Below are 22,812 nucleotides of genomic sequence, written 5' to 3' on the forward strand. Positions count from 1 at the left end.
GCTGATCATGTCTGTCGTTCTCCGCTGGCAGGGCGTCAAGTCAATGATGGCAGATTGCTGGGGTTTTTAGAGGCTCCTTCCAGAGAAAAGCTCACCGGCACCAGGCCATACGCCTGCACGGCCTGGCCGTTCTGCAGCGCCGGCTGGAAACGCCAGCTACGCCGTAACTGGCTGCGTGCAGCCAGATCGAGTGCGCGATGACCGCTGCTGGTCTGCACGCTCACTTCGGCCGGGCGCCCATCCGTGCCCACCAACACGCGCAGCAGCACCGTGCCTCGTTGTGCTGCGTGTCATGCCGCCACCGGGTAACTTGGCGCCGGTGAACTCAGATATTGCAGCTGGCCTGCCTCGACCGGCCCACTGGGTGCGGCAATGGCCGGCGCGCTGTCAGGCACAGCGTTGGAGATAGCGGCTAAGGCGACTGGTGCGCTATCGACCACGGCTGCCTGGCTGACCAGCGGGACTTGCACCTGCACTGTGGTGGGCGGTGTATGCGTCGCCTGCGGCGTGAACTTCACTTCGATCGGGAAAACCGGTGGCGGGGCGGGTGGCGTTGGGGCCGTCATCGGCATGACCCAACGCTGTTTGGGCGTGGGCTGCTGCGGACCCGCCCGTTACGAGAGCGGAATCAACAACAACCCGCCGGCCAGTAAATGCAATGCCGCGGCCGTACTCGTCGCCAGAACGCGCGAGGTGTCGATGCCTGTGGATCGGGAAAAAACCTGCGATTGCGTGAGAACCATCATCCACCTCCTCAACGGAACTGCGGAAAGGACCAGTGCGACCCGGACGCAGTACACCATCCGGTAGCGTAGCTTCACCGCAGCCGTGGCGGCTGCACAAGCGATTCGCATCATCGCAAGTGCTTACCGCCTGGATGAAAAATCGATCGCTCAGAGAGATCGGCGATGTTATTGGCGTGGCTTTGTTTCCGTCCATAACGCGCGCTTTATCGCCGCTCGTGCAACAAAAACGCCCAGCCGAAGCTGGGCGTGGACACTGAGAAAATCCCAGCCCGTTGCGGGGCTGGGTAAACGACGCCGACGGGAGAGTGCGTCAGTAGTAGTACGACACGGAGAACATCGCGTAGCGTGGTTGAGTGAAGTAGGCGCCCGTGTCGTAGGTATTGGACAGGGTGAACGGCGCATCTTCCCAAGTGGAGTCGACCTGGAGTGGCTTGCGCTCGTTGAAGATGTTGAAGGCTTGTAACGTAACTGCGAGATTGTTGTCGGCGAAACCGGGACGATATGTCAGGCCCAGATCGACAATCTTGGTCCAGGGCAAGCGACCGGCATCGCCCGGACGCGACGGTTGGCCGTTGCAGGTGTGATAAGCGGAGCCATAGCCGACCGGATCGCCAGCGTCGGAATCTTCGCTGATGCCGTTGATGCTGACGTAGCCAAGGCAGGATTTCGGCGTGCCGGACAGGATGCGGATGTTGCCGGCGATCAACCATTCCGGCGCGATCTGATACGAGCCGTAGATCTTGATCTGGTGGCGACGATCATTGGCCAGATAACCACCGGGATACCACATCAACGCAGCGGCATCCCAATCCCGCGTCTTGGACACGTCGGTCTGGCCGATATCGGATTTCACCTGACCTTCAGTGTTGCCGTCATTGCGCGACAGCGTGTAGTCGATGCGGCCTTCCCACTTGCCGTCGAACGGGTGCTGCAGGAACAGATCCAACGCCAGGTACTTGCGCTTGGCCTTCTTGTCGAAGCCCCAATCCGAAGGCGTCATCGAGACCGATGTGCGAGCGGAACCATCGAGATTCGCCAGACTGAAAAAATTTGTCTCGCCCGGGTTGAAGATGATGCAACCGGGAACATTGACGCTATCCGGATCGATGCCCGATGCGGTCAGCTTGGTACGCATCCGATCCGCGTCGCAGACATCGTCGATGGTCGCGCCTAGCGTGCGGTAGGTCGCCTTGACACCGGTGACCCAACTCTCGCCCAGCGTTTTGTCGAAGCCAAGCATGAACTCGTCCTGGTACATCGACTTGAGGTCGGTAGCGGTGATGCCTGCTGCATCCGGTGCCTGACCGCATTCCAGGCCGGCGGACACGATATTGCCGGAGCAGGTAAATCCTGCGGATGGATCGACAGCGACAGGCGTCAGGCCGGTCGGGCTTCCTTGCGCATCGATACCGCTGTAGGTGAAGTATTCGCGCGTAAAGGTGGACGGCGATGCCCCGCGGATGGCCACACTGTTGGGCAATGCCAGGTAATAACGGCCGGCATTGCCATAGACCTTGAGCGATGAGTCGCCGAACACGTCCCAGCTGAGGCCCAAACGCGGAGCCCATTGATCTGCGCTGGTCACATAGGCCGCGCCAACGTCATTGAAGTTGGTGAACTTGTCGTTGCGAATACCAAGCGTCAGCAAGAGCTTGTCGTTGACCTGCCACTTGTCTTCGAGGAAGTAAGCTTTTTGCTCGACCGACATGCTGGTTGCAGTAGTGAACACGGTTCGATAAGCGTAGTAACCATTGCCGCCGGCCGGACCGACGCCAAGCGCAGCGCTGATGGGCGAGGTTGGGCGTGAGGAGCGGCCGTAGATCCAGCCGAAGCCGGGGCCGGTAGTGATGACACCTTCGTTGTTTGCATTGAAGTACATGTTGTCCACGCCCGCCGTCAGCGTGTGACTACCCAAGACGTATTCCAGGTCGATACGCAGGCCGCGCGTGGTGTTTTCGCCATCGCGTGCCTGGCTGGAGGTCTGGTTGTTGCGGATCTCGCGTCCATCGGTGATCGCCGGATCCTGCAGATTGGTGCTGGTCAGCAGTGGTGAGGTGCTGGGGTTGTTGCGGAAGTCGGTCTGACGGCTTTTGCCATAGGTCGCACTCAAGGTCAGGTCATCGGTGATGTAGCTGGTGTATTTGCCGATGTAGTAGCGGTCGTTGACCTTGACCGTATCGGCAAAGGCGCCATTCGCGTCCCCGTCGACCCCCTGATACCCGGCAAAGTCGGTGTAGAAGCCACCTTCGCGATAACTGTTCTTGATGCCGGTCAGTTCGAGGATATTGCTGTCGTTGATGTTCCAATCGATCTTCGCGTAGATCTTGGGCTCGTCGATGCGATAGTTGTTGCGGCCGATGACCGGGTCGTCTCTGCGGGCTGTAGAAACTCCCTGGCTGCGCTCCTGCTCTGCGGCGATAAAGACGAACAGTCGGTCTTCGATCAGCGGTCCGCCGCCATAAACGCTAGAGACCGTATTCCAAAAGGTGTCGTCCTTTTGGCTACGGTAAAGAGTGCCGGGCAGGCTTTCATCGCTGTATTCATAGCCCGCAGGTGGGGCGGTATCGGGATAAAAGACATTCTTGTTGTCGCTGGACAGCCTCTTCGGTCGCCACAGAACCTGCGCACCGAAATGCCATTCGTTGGTGCCGCGCTTGCCCACTTGGCTGAGTACACCGTCTGCCGAGCGGCCATAACGTGCGCTATAGCCACCGGTATAGGTTTCCTGCTGATCAATGGCACCGAAGGGCAGGCTCACGCCACCGATGTTGGTCAGTGGATTGGAGCTGAGGTAGCCGTTGAGGTAGTAGGCATTTTCGGTGACGCCCGCGCCCCCGAAGGAAATGGCATTACCGAAGTAGCCGCTTCCCTGGACAGCGCCAGGCGATAGCAAGGCAATGGCTTCGCCAGAGCGTGCCAGCGGCAGGCGTTGCAACTGTTCTGCAGTGATGACCGTGCGCGATGCGGTGGCGGACACGTCCACCGGCGAGATGCCCTTGCCGGTCACGGTGATGGTGCCCAGGGTGGCGGCAGCGGCCGACCCGGCGTTGCCGAAGGAGACATCTGTACCGGCACCGACGCGCAGTGCCACGTTCTTGCGCGTTTCTGCAGCCTGGCCCTCGCGCTGAACGGTGACGGTGTAGTTGCCGATCGGCAGATTGCCGATGGCGTAACGTCCGTTTGCATCGACGGTCGCTGTTCGGGTGAAACCGGTGTCGCTCTGTGCCGTTACGCTGGCACCGCTACCTGACGGCACTGTTCCGTAAATGCTGGCAGTGGTGCTCTGCGCGGCAGCGGTGCCCGTTGCCAAGATGCCCACCGCCCCGCTCAGCGCAATAGCCAGCACACTGATCCTGCTGAAACGTGTGCGAGGGGATGGACGAGGCTGGCAACGCAGGGCGGGCTGGCGGGTCATCGGTGTTCTCTCTCCGGATAAGCGCCGCCACGAAGATGACTGTGCGCTTACAACCGATGCTAGAGAATGGAAGAACTGATTTAAAGAACGAATTCTTTAAATTTCATGCGTCTTCAAGCAGAGAACTGCCAAATGGCCTAGTCATACGTAAAAAATCGTTTGATCGCAAAGCATGTGCCTGGTGTTTTGAGCCTTGGGGTGGTTGAGGTCACCAGGCGATCTTGTATTAGCCAAGTCTCGCGATGGGTGGAAAAAACTGCCCTCAAGAAAGGGCAGTCTGGAAACTCAAATCAAGCTCGGTTTCGGTCCGGTCAACGCCCCAATTCGAATGTCACATCCAGGTTGATCGACAGCGTGCTCTCGCCCGGGGCGACCGGGGTGTCCATCTCGGCCTTGGCCGAGCGCATCGAGGCGGCCATCATCATCGGGCGCACGCTGCCGCCGCTGCGGCCTTCGGAGATGCTGACGATGCGGCGCACCTTCATGCCGAGCGACTTGGCATAGGTGTCGGCGCGGGCCTGGGCCTTCTTCAGGGCGGCCACGCGTGCTTCGTCGTAGACCGGCTCGGGCTGGTCGAGCGAGAAGCTGGGGCCGTTGATGTTGTTGGCGCCCTGGGCGACCAGGGCGTCGAGCGCTTTGCCCAGGCGCGCGATGTCGCGCACCTTGAGGCTGACCGTGTTGCTGGCCTGGTAGCCATTGATCTTGGACGCTTCTTTTTCTTTGTAGGTGTACTGCGGGCTGAGGTTGATGCCGCTGGTCTGCACGTCCTTGTCGGCGATGCCGGCAGCCTTGACGGCGGCCATCACCTTGCTCATCTGTTCGGCGTTCTGACGCATGGCTGCATTGCCGTCGGCGGCCTGCGTGACTACGCCGGCAGACAGCGTGGCGATGTCCGGCACGCGCTTGGCGTCCGCTTCGGCCGACACGTTGAGCAGAGTGCCGTCGGGGGGAATGGTGTAACTCGGCGCAGGTTGAGCATGGGCGGTCATGGCGGTTCCGGCAGCGATCGACAGGGCCAGCAACAACGGTTTGAAGGTGCTACGCATGAGATCTCCTTAGTCTGTATCAAGAGCGTGTTGCTAGCTCGATGAACAGGTTGTGAGTCGAGCGCGAGCACTGTTGCTTGCGCAGGCAAGCGGGCGAGCATGGGCAACAGGTATGCTGGAAGGATGCTTTATCTCGCCTCCCGATCAGCGCGCCGACAAGAACTTCTGCAACGCCTGGATGTGCCGTTCCAGACGTTGCAACTGGACGTGCCCGAGCTGCGCGCCCCCGACGAATCACCCGCGCACTACGTGCAACGTGTTGCGCTGGACAAGGCGCGCGCCGGGCTGGCGCAAGTGCAGGCCAGCGACCCCGGTGCAATTGTGCTGGGCTCCGATACCGAAGTGGTATTGGGTGAGCGGGTGTTCGGCAAGCCGGTCGATGTGGGCGATGCGATCGCGATGTTGAGCTTGCTGTCAGGGCGCACCCACCAGGTGCTCACGGCGGTGGTTCTAGTCTGCGCACAACGCACACCGATGCAGGCCCTGGTGGTGTCGGAAGTCACCTTCGACACGCTCGATGCCGCGCAGATCGCCGCCTATGCGGCCTGCGGCGAGCCGATGGGCAAGGCCGGTGCGTACGCGATTCAGGGACGCGCCGAACGTTTTATCAGCCATCTGTCCGGGAGCTATTCCGGGGTGATGGGATTGCCGCTGTTTCACACCTCGCAGTTGCTCACAGCCTTCGGAGCGCATTGATGTCGGAAGAGATTTTGGTCAACGTCACCCCGCGCGAAACCCGCGTGGCGGTGATCGAGAACGGCATGCTGCAGGAACTGCATATCGAGCGCGGTTGGCGCCGTGGCGTGGTCGGCAATATCTACAAGGGCAAGGTGCAGCGGGTGATGCCCGGCATGCAGGCGGCATTCGTCGAACTGGGCCTGGAGCGCGCTGCGTTTCTGCACGCCAATGACGTGATCCGCCCGGCACCGGCACCGGCCAGCGTGGTCGATACCGAAGAGACGCCCATTCCGCCGCCGCCGGCTGCCTCGGTGCCGATCGTGGAGCTGCTGCGCGACGGCCAGGATATCGTGGTGCAGGTGGTCAAGGACCCGATCGGCACCAAGGGCGCGCGGCTGACCACGCAGATCAGCATTCCCTCGCGCTATCTGGTGCTGCTGCCGCAGTCCAAGATCGTCGGGGTGTCGGCGCGCATCGAAACCGAGGCAGAGCGGCTGCGTTTGAAGACCATTGTCAGCGAGGTCTCGGCCCAGCACGGTGGCTTCGGCTACATCATCCGCACCAATGCCGAAGGCCAGCCGGCCGAGGCGCTGGCCGAGGACATCGCCTATCTGTCCCGGGTCTGGGCCGCGGTCGAGCGGCGCGGCCGCGAAGCGCCGCCGTGCAGCATCATCTACGAAGATCTGAGCCTGCCGCTGCGTGCGGTACGCGATCTGATCCGCCGCGATGTGGAGAAGGTCAAGGTCGATTCCAACGAGACATTCGTGCAGTTGCAGGCATTCGTGGCCAAGTACATGCCGGTGCTGGCCGAGCGGCTGGAGCTGTACACCGGCGATAGGCCGATCTTCGATCTGTATCGGGTCGAGGACGAGATCGGGCGTGCGCTGAACAAGCAGGTGCCGCTCAAGTCCGGTGGCTATCTGGTGATCGATCAGACCGAAGCGATGACCATTATCGACGTCAACACCGGCTCGTTCGTCGGCCAGCGCAATCTCGAAGAAACCGTGTTCCGCACCAACCTGGAGGCCGCGCAGGCGGTGGCGCGGCAGCTGCGGCTGCGCAATCTGGGCGGCATCATCATCATCGACTTCATCGACATGGACGACGCCGAGCATCGCCGCCAGGTGCTGCGCACGCTGGAAAAGGCGTTGGCGCGCGATCACGCCAAGACCACCGTGTACGAGTTCTCGCCACTGGGCCTGGTGGAGATGACTCGCAAGCGCACCGTCGAAAGCCTGGAGCGGCAGCTGTCGGAAACCTGCGGCCAGTGCAGCGGGCGCGGCACCATCAAGACCGCCGAGACGGTGACCTACGAAATCTTCCGCGAGATCACCCGCGCGGTGCGCCAGTTCGATGCGGCGCGGCTGCTGGTGATCGCCTCCTCGAAAGTGGTGGCGCGTATCACCGACGAAGAATCGGCGACAGTGGCCGAGCTGGAAGAGTTCCTCGGCAAGAGCATCCGCTTTCAGTCCGACGACCAGTATCTGCAGGAGCAGTTCGACGTGGTGTTGTTGTGAAACGGGGATTCGGGATTCAGAAGTGGGATGCGTAAAAGCGGGCACGCGTTCTGCGCCTTGGTCTGATAATGCGCGTTGATGTGACAGTGCCAGTACATGCTGTAACCAATCCCCAATCTCCAATGCCCACGCCCTGCGTCTAATGCCCACCCCGCTGCGCCGCCGTCTCCGTCTGTTTCGCCGCTATGCGATCACCACCGCCGCACTTGCGCTGGTGGCGGTCGCGTTGCTGGTGGGCGCGGCCAGCCAGGTGCTGCCGCTGGCCGAGCAGCGTCCGCAGCAGATCGCCGCGTGGCTGAGCCAGCGTGCCGGCCAACCCATCGCCTTCGACCGGCTGCAGACCGAATGGACCCGGCGCGGCCCGCTGTTGCGCCTGGATGGGTTGCGGATCGGCCCGCATGGCGAGGTGCGGGTGGGCCAGGCCGAGATCCTGCTGGCGATGTATGCCGGCCTGTTGCCCGGCCATTCGCTGACCGAAGTGCGCCTGCGCGGACTGGCGCTGACGCTGCAACGTGGCGACGACGGCGGGTGGTCGGTGCAGGGGCTGCCCAGCGGTGGGCGTTCCGACCCGCTGGAAGCACTGCGCCGACTCGGTGAAATTCAGGTGGCCGAGGCGCGTCTGCAGGTGACAGCACCATCGATCGGCCTGGAGACCACGTTGCCGCGTATCGACCTGCGCCTGCGCGTCAGCGGCTCGACGGTGAAAGTTGGCAGCCATGCGTGGATCGACCTGCAACGCGCGCCGTTGACCATCGTGATCGCGTTCGACCGCGACAGCGGCGATGGCAGTGCCTACGCGCAGGCCGATCCTGCGGATCTGGCCGCATGGGCGTCGCTGCTGCAGTTCGGCGGCATGCGCGTGGATGGCGGTGGTGGACGTTTACAGGCCTGGGCGCATTTGCACGCGCGCCGCATCACCGGCGTCAGCGTGGATGCCGATCTGCAACAGTTGCGGTTGTCCGGCGCCGCGCTGCCTGGTGAAACCGCACGCCGCACGCTGGTGTGGGAACGGCTGCAGGCGCGTGCGCGCTGGCAGACCATCGACGGCGGCTGGCGGGTGGATGCGCCGTTGCTGCGGCTGGGCCAGGCGGCGAAGCTGCAACATCTGGATGGCCTGAGTGTTGCCGGTGGGCGCCGTTATGCGCTGGTGGGCCAACGGGTGGATGTGTCCGGCCTGATTGCGGCGGCCGCATTGAGCGACCAGCTGTCGCCCGGTTTGCGGCGTTGGTTGAGCGTGTCCAAGCCGCAATTGCGCCTGGCCGACCTGCAGGTCGCGGGCGAGCAGGGCGGTGCGCTGCGCGCGCAGGGCCAGATCGAAGAATTGGCATTTTCACCTGTCGGCAACTCGCCAGGCATCAGCGGTTTGCGCGGCCATCTCGATGGCGATGCGCAGGCGGTCGAGCTGGACACCGCGTCCGATGCCACGGTGCGTTTCGACTGGCCGACCGGCTTCGGCGTGGTGCACGAGATCCAACTGGCCGGCAAGATCGTCGGCTGGCGCGAAGGCGCCGGCTGGCAGGTCGCCACGCCTGCTTTGCGGGTGCAGGCCAAGGATTACGGCGCCCACGTGCGCGGCGGGCTGTGGTTCCAGAACGATGGCAGCCGCCCGCGCATCCAGCTGGCCACGCAACTGGACGACGTCGCGTTGCCGGTGGCGCGCAAATTCTGGATCCGCTCCAAGATGAGCAAGCTCGCCATCGACTGGCTGGACAAGGCGGTGGCCGGCGGCGTGATCACCGGCGGCACCTGTTTGGTCAGCGGCGATCTGGATGACTGGCCGTTCGACGGCAACGACGGGCGCTTCGAAGCGTTCGGTCACATCCGCGACGGCGTGATTGCCTTCAACCCCGACTGGCCGGCGATGGGGCAGGTACAGGCCGATCTGAGCTTCCTCGGTAACGGAGTTTCGCTGCGGGGCAGTGGCGATCTTGCCGGTGCGCCAATCGCCCAGCTTGAAGCCGGCATTCCCAATTTCGCCACCTCCGAGCTTTACGTGCGCGCCTCCACCCAGGCCGACGCCACGCAGCTGCTGGGCATACTGCGCAAAAGTCCGTCGGAGCGCCGCTACGGCGACACGCTGCGCAATCTCACGGTGTCCGGCCCGGCAACGGTCACCTTCGATCTGCTGCGTCCGCTGCGGACGCGCGGGGTTGGCGGGCATCTGCAGGGCACGGTCGCGCTGCGGGGCGCCAAGCTGGGCGATGCGCGCTGGAATCTGGCCTTCGATCAGGTCAGCGGGCAGGCCGAATACCGCGACACCGGTTTCGCCGCCGAGCATCTGAGCGTGCAGCACCAGGGCCGCAGCGGCGAGTTGTCCTTGCGTGCCGGCGGCTTCGTGCAGGACCCGAAGCAGGCATTCGAAGCGCGCTTTGCCGCCACCCTGGATGCCAAGGACTTGTTCGACCGCGCGCCGCAGATGGAATGGCTGCGCCCGTATGTGCGCGGCAGCGCGCCCTGGCAGGTAGATGTGGATGTGCCATTGCCGCCGCCTGGCCAGACCGATGCGAAGGCGATGTTGAGCCTGCGCTCGGACCTGGTCGGCACCACCCTGGATCTGCCTGCGCCGCTGGACAAGCCTGCCATGCAGTCGCTGGCCACCCAGGTCACGGTTGCCTTGCCGGTGGGTAACGGCGATATCGATGTGGCGTTCGGCAAACTGGTGGCGCTCAAGGCCAGCAGCCAGGGCAACCAGACCGGCGTGCGCGTGGTGATGGGCACCGACACGGTCACCGAGCGTCCACCGGCCAACGGTCTGATCGTCACCGGCCGCACCGCCTCGCTGGATGCGATCGACTGGATCAGCCTGGCGCGCGGTAGCAGTGAGCCGGACATGCCGCCAGTGCCGGGCCAGCCGGAGCCCGGAAAAAATGCCGTGCCGCTTCAGCAAGTGGACGTGCAGGCGGACAAGCTGTTGATGATCGGCGGCGTGTTCCCACAGACCCGGCTGCGGCTACGCCCCACCCGCGACGCGGTGGCGGTGACGCTGGACGGCCCGTCGCTGGCCGGCCAGCTCAGCGTGCCCAATGCCGATGGCGCCGCCGTGCAAGGCAAGTTGAGTACCGTGCATTGGCAGCCGCTGGTGGCACCTGCCGAACCGGCCACGCCCGAGCCCGGCGATCCGCTGGCCGGGGCCTTGCCCGAGCCGGCGCGGCGCGCGGTGGCCGAATTCGACCCGGTGTCGATTCCGCCGTTGTCGCTGGATATCGATGACTTGCAGGTCGGCAAGATGACCCTGGGCGCAGCGACCTTGCGCAGCAGCCGGCTCAGCGACGGCATGCAGGTGGATCAACTGCAACTGCGCTCCAACGACCAGAGCATCGGCCTGACCGGCGCCTGGCGCGGCAAGGGCGAGGCCGCCAGCACGCGCTTGTCGGCACGCGTGGACAGCCGCAATCTCGGCAGTCTGCTGCAAAACCTCACGCTGGGCGGCCAGCTGCGCGGCGGCCAAGGCCAGCTGGAACTCAACGCCGGCTGGCAGGGCTCGCCGACCGGCTTTGCGCTCGGTTCGCTGGAGGGCGATCTCAAGATTGATGTGCGCGACGGCCAGTTGCTGGAAGTGGACCCCGGCGCCGGCCGCGTGCTCGGCCTGCTCAGCGTGGCGCAGTTGCCGCGCCGGTTGATGTTCGACTTCCGCGATTTCTTCTCCAAGGGCCTGGCCTTCAACAAGCTGGCCGGCGAGGTGCGCTTCGGCGATGGCCTGGCGCGCACCGACGCCATTCGCATCGAAGGTCCCGCCGCCGACATCGCCATCCGTGGGCAGACCGACCTGCGCGCGCAGACCTTCGACCAGACCGTGGACGTGAACCCCAAGGCCGGCAATCTGCTGACCGTGGTAGGCGCCGTGGCCGGTGGCCCGGTCGGCGCGGCGGTGGGCGCGGCCGCCAATGCGGTGCTGGGCAAACCGCTGGGCGCCATCGGCGCCAAGACCTATCACGTCACCGGACCCTGGAAGGAGCCGCAGGTGGACGTGGTCGACCGCGAGGCGCGCGAGCGTGCGCCGAGCAAGCCGAGCTCTTCAAGCACGCCAGGTCCTGGTGCCAGCAAGCCTGGCACCGCGCCGCGCTGAGGCGCCTAAGCGCGAGGCGCGCGCAGAGCAAACCGAATGTACCAAGCGCCTTCCCGCAAGCATTGCATGTGTCAGGCCCACCGCGTCAGCGCGCTGACGCGCTTAGAAGGTCGGTCCGCCATCGCCGAAGTGGCTGATCGCCGGTGACGCGCTGCCGGCATCTGCAACGATCTGGATGGCGTCCAGGCCATCGCCGCCGTTCCAGCTGGCCGCGCAACCGGCCTGGCACAGCAGTTCCCAACCGTGCGCATTGTCGATCGCCAGCGGCAGCCAGCGGGCCCGCCAGGATAGCCGTGCCGCATATTCAGCCGAACGACTTGTCTCCCCGGCGCGCGGGCCCCATCCTGATCGTATGACCGATAACGCTCTCACTCTGGCCGAAACCCGGCTGCTGCTTCCTTCCGGCCTGGACACCGGCCATCTCGACCGCACCTTCGGCGCCCTGTTGGGCCCGGGCATCGACTTCGGCGACCTGTACTTCCAGCATTCGCGACGCGAGAGCTGGAGCGTGGAAGACGGCATCGTCAAGGACGGTGCGCATTCCATCGAACAAGGCGTCGGCGTGCGCGCGATCGCCGGCGAGAAGACCGGCTTCGCCTATTCCGATGACATCCAGCGTGAAGCGCTGCTGGAAGCGGCGCAATCGGCACGCGCGATCTCGCGCGACGGCGGCGCGCAATCCACCCGCACGCTAGTGCGTGGCACCGGCCGCGCGCATGCTCCCGATGCCCTCTACCCGGCCACCGACCCGATCGACGACATGGACAGCGCCACCAAGGTCGATCTGCTGCGCCGCATCGACCAGTACGTGCGCGCCGCCGACCCGCGCGTCAAGCAGGTGATGGTGAGTCTGTCCGGCGGCGTGGACACTGTGCTGATCGCGCGCAGCGACGGCGTGCTGGCCGCCGATGTGCGCCCGCTGGTGCGTTTGAACGTGCAGGTCATCGTCGAGCACGGCGGGCGTCGCGAATCCGGCTATTCCGGTGGCGGCGGTCGTTATGGCTACGCCGAGCTGTTCGCCGACGGCCGCCCCGAAGGCTTCGCACGCGAAGCGCTGCGCCAGGCGCTGGTGAATCTGGATGCGATTCCCGCACCGGCAGGCGTGATGCAGGTGGTGCTCGGCCCCGGCTGGCCTGGCGTGCTGCTGCACGAGGCGGTCGGGCATGGCCTGGAGGGCGACTTCAATCGCAAGGGCACCAGCGTCTACGCCGGCCGCATCGGCGAGCGCGTGGCATCGCCCGGCGTCACCATCGTCGATGACGGCACCTTGGATGGCCGCCGAGGCTCGCTCAACATCGACGACGAAGGCACGCCCACCCAGTGCACCACGCTGATCGAAGACGGCGTGCTGGTCGGCTACATGCAAGACACCCATAACGCGCGTCTGATGGGCGTGGCGCCGACTGGCAACGGCCGCCGCGAATCGTTCGCGCACCTGACCATGCCGCGCATGACCAACACCTACATGCGCACCGGGCAGCACGACCCGCAGGAAATGATCCGCTCTGTGAAAAAAGGCATTTACGCGGTGAATTTCGGCGGCGGCCAGGTCGACATCACCAGCGGCAAATATGTGTTCTCGGCCACCGAGGCCTACCTGATCGAAGACGGCAAGGTCACCGCGCCGGTGAAGGGCGCCACGCTGATCGGCAACGGCCCGGAAACCATGCAGAAGGTGCGCATGATTGGTAATGACCTGGCGCTGGACGAAGGCGTAGGCGTGTGCGGCAAGGACGGTCAGAGCGTGCCGGTCGGCGTCGGCCAGCCCTCGCTGCTGATCGACGGCATCACCGTTGGCGGAACGCAGGCCTGAGATGCGGGGATTCGGGAATCGGGATTTGGGAATCGCAACAGCGGGAGCAGGGGGGCGTGACGCGTCCCTCCTGCGTGATTCTCTAGTCCTCGTTCCGCGTTTGCGCTTCGTCGATGTCGATGTCTGCGTCGTCGATATCCATGTCGGCATCGGCTTGTTCGCCGGTCTGGCCGGACAGCTCGCGCAGCACCTGGAACAGCTCACGGTAAGCACGCGGCGGCTTGTTCTTGGCCCGCTCGCTGATGGCGTTGCGCACCAGCTGGCGCAGTTGCTGACGGTCGGCGGCAGGGTAGGCTTCCAGCAGCTCGGCCAGCGCCACATCGCTTTCGGCCAGCAGCCGCTCACGCCAACGCTCGACGCGGTGGATCGCAGCTACTTCGCGGCGCGCGGTGTCGCTGTTGGCATCCAGCGCATCGCGCAGCGCCTTCAGCGTATCGTCGTCCTCACGGCGCATATGCTTGGCCAGAAATGCCAGCTGCCGCTTGTGCGCGATGTGCGAAGTGATGCGCTTGCTCTCTTCGATATGCGGAATCAGCGATTCGGGCACCGGCAACTTGGCCAGCTGCGCCGGGGTAAGCGCCACCAGCTTTTCGCCAAGGTCGAAAATTTCCAGCGCCTCGCGCCGTTGCTGGCTGCGGCTGGCGCCGCGAAATTCACCGGTGTCTTCGTCGCGTCCGCGCATTGCAATCCATCCAAAACAAGAAGTTATTGATTAAAAGGATAAAGCATTGAACGCACTCTCCTCCGAAACACGTGTCTACGACGACAGCCTGAAGCGCCTGGACGCGCTCACTGACATCTCGCAGCGCCTGCTCGAGCGCGCCCGTGCGGCCGGGGCCACCCAGGCCGAAGTGAGCTGCAGCGAAGAGCGCGGCCTGGACGTCAACGTGCGGCTGGGCGATGTGGAAACGGTGGAATCCACCCGCGACCGCGGCATTGCGGTCACCGTCTACTTCGGCAAGCGCAAGGGCAGCGCCAGCACCGCCGATCTGCAGGACTCCAGCCTGGAATCGACCGTCGCCCAGGCCTGCGCGATCGCCCGCTACACCGAAGACGACGTGGCCGTCGGCCTGGCCGACCCGGAGCTGATGGCGCACGACTTCCCCGAACTGGACAGCTGGCACCCGTGGGCGCTGGACGCCGACACCGCAGTCGATCTTGCGCTGGCCTGCGAAAGCGCCGGCCGTGACGCTGATGCACGGATCAGCAATTCCGATGGCGCCTCGGCCAGCACCGGCCTCAGCCTATCGGTGTACGCCAACTCGCACGGCTTCATCGGGCGCGAGCGCGGCACCCATCACTCGATCAGCTGCGCGCTGATCGCCGGGCAGGGCGACGGCATGCAGCGCAATGGCTGGTACAGCAGCGCGCTGGCACGCGAAGACCTGGAAGCGCCCGAGGCGATCGGCCGCCATGCTGCCGATCGCACCCTGGCGCGCCTACAGCCACGCTCGCTGCCGACCGGCCAGCTGCCAGTGCTGTTCGCGCCGGAAGTGGCCCGGTCGCTGGTCGGGCATCTGCTCGGTGCGGTCTCCGGTGGCGCACTGTATCGTCGCGCCAGCTTCCTGCTCGACAGTGTCGGCACCAAGTTGTTCCCGGATTGGTTCGGCATCGAAGAACTGCCGCATCTGCGGCGCGGGCTGCGCTCGGCCGCCTTCGATGGCGAGGGTGTGGCGACACGACGGTCGGCGCTGATCACCGACGGTGTGCTGCAGCGTTATGTGCTTGGCAGCTATTCGGCGCGCAAGCTGGGCCTGCAGACCACCGCCAACGCCGGCGGCGTGCATAACCTGCAGGTCACCGCCAACGCGGGCGACCTAGCCTCGCTGATTGCGGGCATGTCGCGCGGCCTGCTGGTCACCGAGCTAATGGGCAATGGCGTCAACGCGGTGACCGGCGATTACTCGCGCGGCGCCGGCGGTTTCTGGATCGAGAACGGCGTCATCGCTTATCCGGTCGATGGCCTGACCATCGCCGGCAACCTGCGCGAAATGTTCGCCTGCATCGAAGCAGTCGGCAACGACGTTGATCCGCGCTCGCACGTCAAGATCGGCGCGGTGCTGCTCAACCGAATGACTGTGGCGGGCGATAGCTAAGCGCGGGTAACAAAACACCTGCGCTCACCGCCAGGCGGGCGCGGCCGGTGCTCGGAATCGGCATGTACCACCCGAACAGTGCGGTTCTGAGCGCGCCGTCCGCCATGTGTCTTGCCGCTCTCATCGACGGCAGTAGCAGCTCGCAGTCGGAACAGCGCACCTTGGCGCTTGCCGCGCAGTTGCTCGGTATCCTGACGTCCTTGATCGGCGCGTGGGTGATCTGGCTGATCAGCACGGATGCCAGCCCGCCCAAGCCGTTCGCCACCGATAGGGCCAAGGAAGCGGTGAACTTCCAGAATGCCATTGTCTAGCGACTTCAGCGGCAGCTGATAGGTCGGGGCGCGTGCAGACAAAACTAGGCAGGCGAGCGGAAGCGGCACGCGTGTTGATTGGTGACATTTTTGAGTTCTTGCTGCTGCAAAATAGCAGTGGGGATCCTTCAACGTCGATAATTCAGCTTAAAAGTGTGGTTTTTAGCATCTTTAGTATTATTAGATAGTTTTTTTATGTTACGTATAGAAAGCAGTATTTACGTTTGTGACCAGCTGCAGATGTCTGTCCAGGGTGCTCGACTAGCCCACAGTGCGCTGGCGCACGGAGTGCGCAGACGGCAGTGCGGCGACTTCCGGGTGGACGTAGATGCCTTGTAAGAAAACGCAGTAGGTTGGGGGGGCGCCACCCGAGCGCCGACTAGGCCACGCCTTTCCGGTGCGTAACGGGTTGGATCGCCGCGTTCAGTGCGCGCGGTCCACCGCGAAGCGGCCCAGCATCGCCAGCGTTTCGCCGGGCTGGCCATAGAGCTGCAGGATGTCATGCATGCGCGTTGCAAGCTCTGCCAGTTTGGCCTTGGCGCCTTCCATCCCGAGCAGGGCAGGGTAGGTGGATTTGGATTGTGCGGCGTCCTTGCCCGCAGTCTTGCCCAGCTGCGCCGAGCTCGATTCCACATCCAGGATGTCGTCGCGAACCTGGAAGGCCAGGCCCATCGCATTGGCAAAACTGTCCAGGCGCTGCTGGTCGGCGTGCGCGGCGCCACCGGTCAACGCGCCCATGCGCACCGCCGCGCGGATCAGAGCTCCGGTTTTAAATGCATGCATGCGTTCGAGCTCGTGCAGCGATTGCAGCTGGCCAGTGGCATCGATATCCAGCGCCTGGCCACCGCACATGCCGGCAGCGCCCGCAGCGGTGGACAGGCTCTGCAGCCAGCCGACCCGCAGTTCCGCACTGACTTTGGCCGCAGCCAACAACTCGAACGCACGTGTCTGCAGCGCATCGCCGGCCAGAATCGCAGTGGCCTCGTCGAAGGCGATGTGCACGGTGGGCTGGCCGCGGCGCAGCCCGTCGTCGTCCATTGCCGGCAAGTCGTCGTGCACCAGCGAATAGGCGTGCATCAGCTCCACTGCCACGGCGGGCGTTGCCAGGCTGTCCTCGTCGGCGCCGAACAGCGCGCCGGTTGCATACACCAGCAGTGGACGCATGCGCTTGCCGCCGCCCAGCACCGCGTGCCGCATCGCGGCGTGCAGACGTTGCGGAGCCAGCGCGGGGCTGGGCAGGCAGGCTTCCAGGCTGCGTTCGGTGCGGCCGATCCAGTGCTCCAACAGCGCCGAACTCATCTTAGCCGCCGTCCTGCGACGGAGGTTCGAAGGCGTCGGCCAGATCGGGGCGGGCGGGGTCAGTCAGCATGCGGACGCGCAGTTCGGCGTGTTCCAGTGCCTGCTGGCAATCGCGGTACAAGCCAATGCCGCGCTCGTATGCCGTGAGCGATTGCTCCAGGCTCTGGTCGCCGACTTCCATCTTCTGCACCAGTTGTTCGAGTTCTTCCAGCGACTGTTCGAAGCGGGCAACCGGGGATGTTTCGTTCAAGGACTTCTTGGCCATCGTTAAAGTGTGCGGCGCGCGCGCAGGCGGGTCAATTCGCAGCTGCGTTGCTGCGCCATCGCAAGGATGCGCCATTGGCCTGCAGCCAGTCGTTCAATGCGGCCGAGACGATGCGATCGCCGGCTGCCAGCACCTGGTCGCCGTCCCACAGGATCGGCAGGCGCTCGCGTTCCCAGGGCGGTAGATCCAGCTCCTGCAGCAGATGTTTGAGTCGATGCGAATGCGCGCGTTGCGGCAATACGATGCGCTCGCCACCGTGGCGTGCGCGAACCCGCAGCGGTTGCGCGAAGCGCAGGCCGTGTGCGGCTTGTAACTGCAACTGCGCGCCATCTGGCAGGTGCAGCGCTGCTTGGCCATCCCAGTGTGTTTGCCACTGCGGTGGCCATGCGGCGGGTGGGCGAAGTAAATACAGACACTGGCGCCAGCGCCGCACTTGGACCTGTTGCCAGGCAAAAGAGGCTTGCCGATCTGGTGCGTGGTTGTCGATTTCCTGCTCCAGCGCGGCAACGCCGTGTGCAGGTAGCGCCGGTGCGTGTGCTGCACTCACCCAGGCGCGCAGCAGACGCTGCCGGCGTATTGCGGGCTGCGCACGCAACCTCTGCAGATCCAGCGCGCCGGTTGCGGTCAGCATGCTGGGCAGTAGCGCGGCGTCCTCTTGCAGCAACAAATCGCTGGCATCGGCGCTCAATTGCGCGCTGCGTGCCAACGCGTCGGCAGCTTGTGGCCAACGTTGCTGCAGCAACGGCATCAGCTGTGTGCGCAGGAAGTTGCGGTCGTGCCGTGTATCGGCATTGCTGGGATCTTCGATCCACTCCAGCCCATGTGCCTGCGCATAGGCCAGCACGTCGGCGCGCGGGTAGTGCAGCAAGGGACGCCAGAGCACGCCGCTCGCGAACGGACGCTGCGCGCGCATTGCGGCCAATCCATCCGGGCTGGAAGCACGAAGTGCGCGTAGCAAGAACGTTTCGGCCTGGTCGTCGCGATGGTGCGCCAGCGTTAGCCATTCGCCGAGCGTGAGTGTTTCGGCAAACGCGGCGTGGCGCGCATTGCGTGCCGCGGCTTCCAGACCCAGGCCGCTGTTGCGCGCGATCTGCACGCGTGCGATCTGCAAGGGAATCTGCAATGCAGCGCATTGGCGCTGGCACTGCGCAGCCCATGCATCGGCATCGGCGTGCAAGCCGTGATGCACATGCACCGCGCGCAACCCGCTGTCGCGATAGCGCGGCGCGGCTGCCAGTAGATGCAGCAAAACGCTCGAATCCATGCCGCCGCTGTAGGCGACAAGGATCGGGCCGGGCGGCGTCGCGGGGAGCGGTAGGGCGGTCATCGATCCAGGCCGCTTGCTGCGACGCTGCATCCAGACGCGACCAGCGACGAATCACTATCCGTTGCCAGTCGCGTTGCACGCAGCTTGCACATCAACGCTTGATCGCAGTCTCGAACGTGGCCGATGTCGGCAACTCCACCGGCACGCCGGCGCTGTCGCAGGTACCGGCCTTGCACAAGCGCTCGCGCAGGCGCGGGGTGGCCTGAACGATGACGTGGTAGATCACGTTCTCTTCCAGCGTGCCGCGGAAGGCCGCACTGCCCGGGCCGGTGGCCCAGATGCCGACGTCTTCGCCGCCATGGCTCTCGGACTTGGTCGGCACCAGCGATTCCTGCATATAGCTAGGGGCTTCGGTGTCGACGTGGGTCAGGTCCGGGCGGCCGGAGGCGGGCTCGCTGCTGCTGGGGTCGTGCGGATATTTCTTAGATCCGGCCGGCTGCGCGTTGCTGGCGCCGGTATAGCCGGGGCCGTTGGCGTAACTCAGCGTGGTGTAGGGCTGGCCGGCCAGGTCGGTCGCCAGCTGGGTGCGGTCGCCTTCTTCGCCGCCGGTGCCGCGTACCTTGCCCAGGATCGGGTTGCCGCGCACCGGGTAGCCGACGAAGTTGAGCGTATGCGAATGGTCGGCGGTGACGATGATCAGCGTGTCTGGCGGCGCGGTCTGCACGGCGGCGCGTACTGCATCGGAGAGCGACACCGTTTCGTCGAGCGCGCGGTAGGCGTTGCCGGCATGGTTGGCGTGATCGATACGACCGCCCTCGACCATCAGCACAAAACCATTCGGGTCGCGCGACAATGACTGAATCGCGGTGCGGGTCATCTCGGTCAGGCTGGGCTCGCCCTGTGGGGTGCGGTTGCGGTTGTGATCGAACTGCATGTGATCCGGTTCGAACAGGCCCAGCAGCGCGGGTGCGCCGGAGGCCGCTTTTAATTGCTGTTGGTTCCAGACAAAGGCGCCCTGCGGGTGCGCCTGTTTCCACTCGGCGACCAGATCGCGGCCGTCCAGGCGCAGGCCGACCTTGTCGTCGTACTCCGGGTCGCGCTCCTGCACGGTCTGGAACTGGCTGCGTCCGCCACCCAGTACCACTTGCGGACCACGGCCGTAGCGGGCGGTGGACAGCAGCTGCTGAGCGATGTCCTGGCAGCCGGCGGTGCGTGCGGAGTCGGGTAGGTCGGTGTCGTTTTCCCAATTGCGGTCTGGCGAATGCGCGTAGGTTGCCGCCGGGGTGGCGTGAGTCAGCCGGGTGGTGGTGACGATGCCGGTCGCCATGCCGGCGCTGTCGGCCAGTTGCATCCAGCTCAGCAAGCCCTTGCCCAGGCTGTCGGCGCAATCGCTGCGGTTGCCGCTGCTGACGCCGATCGCGCCCATGTGCGATTTCACGCCGGTGGTGATCGCAGTCATGGTGCCGGCCGAATCCGGCGTCTGCGAATCGGTGTTGTAGGTCTTGCTGAAGGCGGTTGCCGGGAATTGCTCCCACGACAGCAGGTTCTCTTCGCCCAGCCCGCCTTTGCGTTGGCCATCCAGGATGCGCGCGGCGGCCACGGTGGTCAGGCTCATGCCATCGCCCAGGAACAGGATCACATTGCGCGCGCGCCCGGTCATCGCACCGTTACCGGCTGCGCGGGCCGCGCCCGAGCGGTACCACCACTGCGGCGTTTCGTCTGCAGGATGCGTCACTTGCGGCACCTCCACGCGTACGGCGGGAGGCGTGGACGCGTTGCTCCCGGTGGTGGACGCGCAGGCAGCGACACACAAGGTGGTCAGGGCGGCGAGGGCAGGTAGGCGGTAACGCATCGGCATCGAACTCGTGACTGAATCAGCGCACATTATGCCGGGATGCATCCTTCGCACAGATGACACACCGCTGTTCCAGTCGTGGTCTCGCGGGCAGCGCGGGCCTGGGCTATGGTGCATGCACTCTCCCCGGATGATTCGACGCATGACATTGGTCTCGGCCTGGTTGCGCATTCCGTTCTGGCAACGCGTGGTGTCCGGCTTCGTCCTCGGCGCGCTGGCCGGCTGGGCCATGGGCCCGGCGGCCGATGTGTGGTTCGGCCCACTCGGCGATCTGTACGTCACGCTGATCAAGATGATCGCGATCCCATTGGTGTTCTTCGCGGTGATCAATGCGATCTCCTCGCTACGCGGGCAAAAATCCGTCGCCGCGCTCGGTGGACGCACCTTTTTGTGGTTTGTCATCACTGCGGCGTTGGCGGTGGGCGTGGGCCTGGCAGTGGGCACGCTCATGCAACCCGGCGCCGGCCATTTCAGCCTGAGCGTGGATTCGGCCTGGAAACCGCGCGATGTGCCCAGCCCGATCAAGGTGCTGCTGGACGTGGTGCCGTCCAATCCGTTTTACGCGCTGACCGGTATCGGCACCAACACCAATGCGGCCGGCGAAACAGTGTTGGCTGCCGGGCGTGGATCGATCCTGCCGGTGATCTTCTTCGCCGCACTGCTGGGCTTTGCGATGGTCAAGCTCGGCGAGCGCGTGGTCGAGGCGCGCAAGCTCACTGCACAAATGAGCGACATCATGATTCAGGTCACCCGCTTCGTGCTGGAGATGACCCCGATCGGCACCTTCGGTTTGATCGCCAGCCTGGTGGGTAGCTACGGCTTTGCGAAGCTGTTGCCGTTCGGCAACTTCGTACTGGCGCTGTATGTGGCCTGCGCGATCCACATCGTGGTGGTCTACAGCAGCCTGCTGTTGTTGCACGGATTGAATCCGTGGAAGTTCTTCCGTGGCGCGGCGCCTGGCATGCAGGTGGCGTTTGTCAGTTCGTCCAGCTTTGCCGCGATGCCGGTGGCGATGCGCTCGATCACCCATAACCTGGGCGTCAGCAAGGATTACGCCGCGTTTGCGGTGCCGCTGGGCGCCAGCATCAAGATGGATGGCTGCGGCGCGATCTTTCCGGCCCTGTGTGCGGTGTTCATCGCGCAATACACCGGCGTGCCGCTGACCGCCAATCAATACTTCGTGGTGTTGATCGCCTCGGTACTCGGCAGCTTCGGCACTGCCGGCGTGCCGGGCACGGCGGTGATCATGGCAACGGTTGTGCTGAGTGCGGCCAACTTGCCGCTGGAAGTCATCGGCTATCTGTATGCGATCGACCGCATCCTCGACATGATGCGCACCATGACCAACGTGACTGGGCAGATGCTGGTTCCGGTGCTGGTGGCCAAGCAAACCGGGTTGCTCGACAGGGCGGTCTACGAGTCCGCATCGACCAATGTGGGGTTGGAAGATCCGCTGACCGATCGCGCCACCTCGCAGCGCTGACCGCAACCAATGACCGTTGGATTTTCCGCGCTGCGCGATCGGCTGCAGCAGTTGTCCGAGCTGGAGAGCATCGATGGCGTGTTCGTGCAGCAATCGTTGGCCGGCGATCCGTTCGAGCAGCAGTATCTGCAGATCCGGCGCAAGGAAGGCCGGCTCTACACCGATGCGCAGGTCCGTAGCTTGCCACGACCCAGTGGCAAGCTCGGCGCAAGTCTCGAGTGGCAGGTGCGCGCGCTGTCCAGCGCCTTGCTGGTGCGGCATCTGCAGGCGCATGCAGGCGAGGGCGCCATTGCAGAACTGGGCTGCGGCAACGGCTGGCTGTCGCAGCTGCTGGCGCAATCGCTGCAGCGCGATGTGTGCGGCATCGACGTCAATCGCACCGAGCTGACCCAGGCCGCACGCGTGTTCGGCCACGACCAGCGCCTGAGTTTCATCGCCGCCGACATCCAGACCCTGGAACTGCCGCGGGAGCTCTTCGACGCCATCGTGCTACCGGCCTGCATCCAGTATTTCGCCGACCCTGCCGCGCTGGTCATCCGTTTACTCGCCCAGCTGCGCGACGGCGGCGAACTGCACATCCTCGACAGCCCACTGTATCCCGACCAACAACGCGCCAGCGACAGCGCCGCGCGCAGCCTGCGCTATTTCACCGAGCTGGGTGTGCCTGCATTGGCTGCGCACTACCATCAGCACACCTACGTCAGCTTCGACCGGTTTGTAGTGCAACTGTTGTTCGACCCGCGACGGCCAAGTGCACGCTTGCGACGGATGTTCAAAGTGAAACAGCCGCATTTTCCTTGGTTATGTTTTCGGAAGCAGGACAACATTGAAGCGATATGTGGTTGAGGGAAATGCGTCACGATTGCTGGATTAGGTTTTGGGCACCTCGAACAACCAAGTCGTAGCCGTGGTGACACGCACTGGATGATGACCATACCTTCAAAAAATCAGCGAT

At 64.5% G+C, this 22,812-nt stretch carries 14 protein-coding genes and 3 pseudogenes; 8 read left to right on the forward strand and 9 right to left on the reverse strand.

What is annotated here, in order from left to right:
* Positions 1-35: 35 nt before the first annotated feature.
* The 3 genes and pseudogenes from XpopCFBP1817_RS12080 to XpopCFBP1817_RS12090 form a co-directional block, all read right to left on the reverse strand.
* Positions 36-746, reverse strand: a pseudogene (locus XpopCFBP1817_RS12080) (energy transducer TonB).
* A gap of 310 nt (positions 747-1,056) precedes the next feature.
* Positions 1,057-4,161, reverse strand: a complete 3,105-nt coding sequence (locus XpopCFBP1817_RS12085) for a TonB-dependent receptor domain-containing protein (protein WP_128417316.1) — start codon at positions 4,159-4,161, stop codon at positions 1,057-1,059.
* Positions 4,162-4,472: 311 nt separating this feature from the next.
* Complete coding sequence (locus XpopCFBP1817_RS12090; RefSeq protein WP_128417317.1) at positions 4,473-5,207, reverse strand: SIMPL domain-containing protein; 735 nt, start codon at positions 5,205-5,207, stop codon at positions 4,473-4,475.
* 123 nt (positions 5,208-5,330) lie between these two features.
* Here XpopCFBP1817_RS12090 and XpopCFBP1817_RS12095 point away from each other — a divergent pair, with 123 nt between their 5' ends.
* From XpopCFBP1817_RS12095 to XpopCFBP1817_RS12105, 3 genes are all read left to right on the forward strand, one after another.
* A complete protein-coding gene (locus XpopCFBP1817_RS12095) occupies positions 5,331-5,903 on the forward strand; it encodes a Maf-like protein (RefSeq protein WP_128417318.1) in 573 nt (190 codons plus the stop codon).
* Positions 5,903-7,402 carry a ribonuclease G gene (gene rng / locus XpopCFBP1817_RS12100; protein ID WP_128417319.1) on the forward strand — a complete coding sequence of 500 codons (1,500 nt, stop codon included), beginning with the start codon at positions 5,903-5,905 and terminating at the stop codon, positions 7,400-7,402. The genes XpopCFBP1817_RS12095 and rng overlap by 1 nt, the downstream gene beginning before the upstream one ends.
* A 142-nt stretch (positions 7,403-7,544) precedes the next feature.
* Positions 7,545-11,468 carry a YhdP family protein gene (locus XpopCFBP1817_RS12105; protein WP_128417320.1) on the forward strand — a complete coding sequence of 1,308 codons (3,924 nt, stop codon included), beginning with the start codon at positions 7,545-7,547 and terminating at the stop codon, positions 11,466-11,468.
* A 105-nt stretch (positions 11,469-11,573) separates the two neighbouring features.
* On the opposite strand, the pseudogene XpopCFBP1817_RS23570 reads toward XpopCFBP1817_RS12105, so the two are convergent.
* Positions 11,574-11,927, reverse strand: a pseudogene (locus tag XpopCFBP1817_RS23570) (DUF6065 family protein); the annotation flags it as partial.
* Here XpopCFBP1817_RS23570 and tldD point away from each other — a divergent pair.
* A complete protein-coding gene (gene tldD, locus XpopCFBP1817_RS12115; RefSeq protein WP_128417322.1) occupies positions 11,821-13,281 on the forward strand; it encodes a metalloprotease TldD in 1,461 nt (486 codons plus the stop codon). The pseudogene XpopCFBP1817_RS23570 and the gene tldD overlap by 107 nt on opposite strands.
* Positions 13,282-13,363: 82 nt before the next feature.
* On the opposite strand, the gene yjgA is transcribed toward tldD, so the two are convergent.
* On the reverse strand, positions 13,364-13,963 hold the full coding sequence (gene yjgA, locus XpopCFBP1817_RS12120; protein WP_128417323.1) for a ribosome biogenesis factor YjgA: 600 nt from the start codon (positions 13,961-13,963) through the stop codon (positions 13,364-13,366).
* 46 nt (positions 13,964-14,009) lie between these two features.
* Between yjgA and pmbA the strand changes: the two genes are divergently transcribed.
* Complete coding sequence (gene pmbA / locus XpopCFBP1817_RS12125) at positions 14,010-15,377, forward strand: metalloprotease PmbA (protein WP_128417324.1); 1,368 nt, start codon at positions 14,010-14,012, stop codon at positions 15,375-15,377.
* Between the two features lie 104 nt (positions 15,378-15,481).
* Positions 15,482-15,685, forward strand: a pseudogene (locus XpopCFBP1817_RS12130) (magnetosome magnetite crystal formation protein family); the annotation flags it as partial.
* A gap of 426 nt (positions 15,686-16,111) precedes the next feature.
* Here the strand turns inward: XpopCFBP1817_RS12130 and XpopCFBP1817_RS12140 are convergent.
* From XpopCFBP1817_RS12140 to XpopCFBP1817_RS12155, 4 genes are all read right to left on the reverse strand, one after another.
* Entirely contained in the window at positions 16,112-16,987 is an 876-nt protein-coding gene (locus XpopCFBP1817_RS12140; protein WP_128417325.1) for a polyprenyl synthetase family protein, read from the reverse strand.
* Between the two features lies 1 nt (position 16,988).
* Positions 16,989-17,252: an exodeoxyribonuclease VII small subunit gene (locus XpopCFBP1817_RS12145; protein WP_128417326.1), complete on the reverse strand. Its 264-nt coding sequence runs from the start codon at positions 17,250-17,252 to the stop codon at positions 16,989-16,991.
* A 31-nt stretch (positions 17,253-17,283) separates the two neighbouring features.
* Entirely contained in the window at positions 17,284-18,579 is a 1,296-nt protein-coding gene (gene tilS, locus XpopCFBP1817_RS12150) for a tRNA lysidine(34) synthetase TilS (RefSeq protein WP_128417327.1), read from the reverse strand.
* A gap of 91 nt (positions 18,580-18,670) precedes the next feature.
* Positions 18,671-20,377: an alkaline phosphatase family protein gene (locus tag XpopCFBP1817_RS12155; RefSeq protein ID WP_128417328.1), complete on the reverse strand. Its 1,707-nt coding sequence runs from the start codon at positions 20,375-20,377 to the stop codon at positions 18,671-18,673.
* Between the two features lie 139 nt (positions 20,378-20,516).
* Between XpopCFBP1817_RS12155 and XpopCFBP1817_RS12160 the strand changes: the two genes are divergently transcribed.
* Positions 20,517-21,857, forward strand: coding sequence for a dicarboxylate/amino acid:cation symporter (locus tag XpopCFBP1817_RS12160; protein WP_128417329.1), 1,341 nt, complete (start codon positions 20,517-20,519; stop codon positions 21,855-21,857).
* Between the two features lie 9 nt (positions 21,858-21,866).
* Complete coding sequence (locus tag XpopCFBP1817_RS12165) at positions 21,867-22,703, forward strand: class I SAM-dependent methyltransferase (RefSeq protein ID WP_128417330.1); 837 nt, start codon at positions 21,867-21,869, stop codon at positions 22,701-22,703.
* Positions 22,704-22,812: the final 109 nt, after the last annotated feature.

The organism is Xanthomonas populi, from assembly GCF_002940065.1.
Taxonomy (GTDB): Bacteria; Pseudomonadota; Gammaproteobacteria; order Xanthomonadales; family Xanthomonadaceae; genus Xanthomonas; species Xanthomonas populi.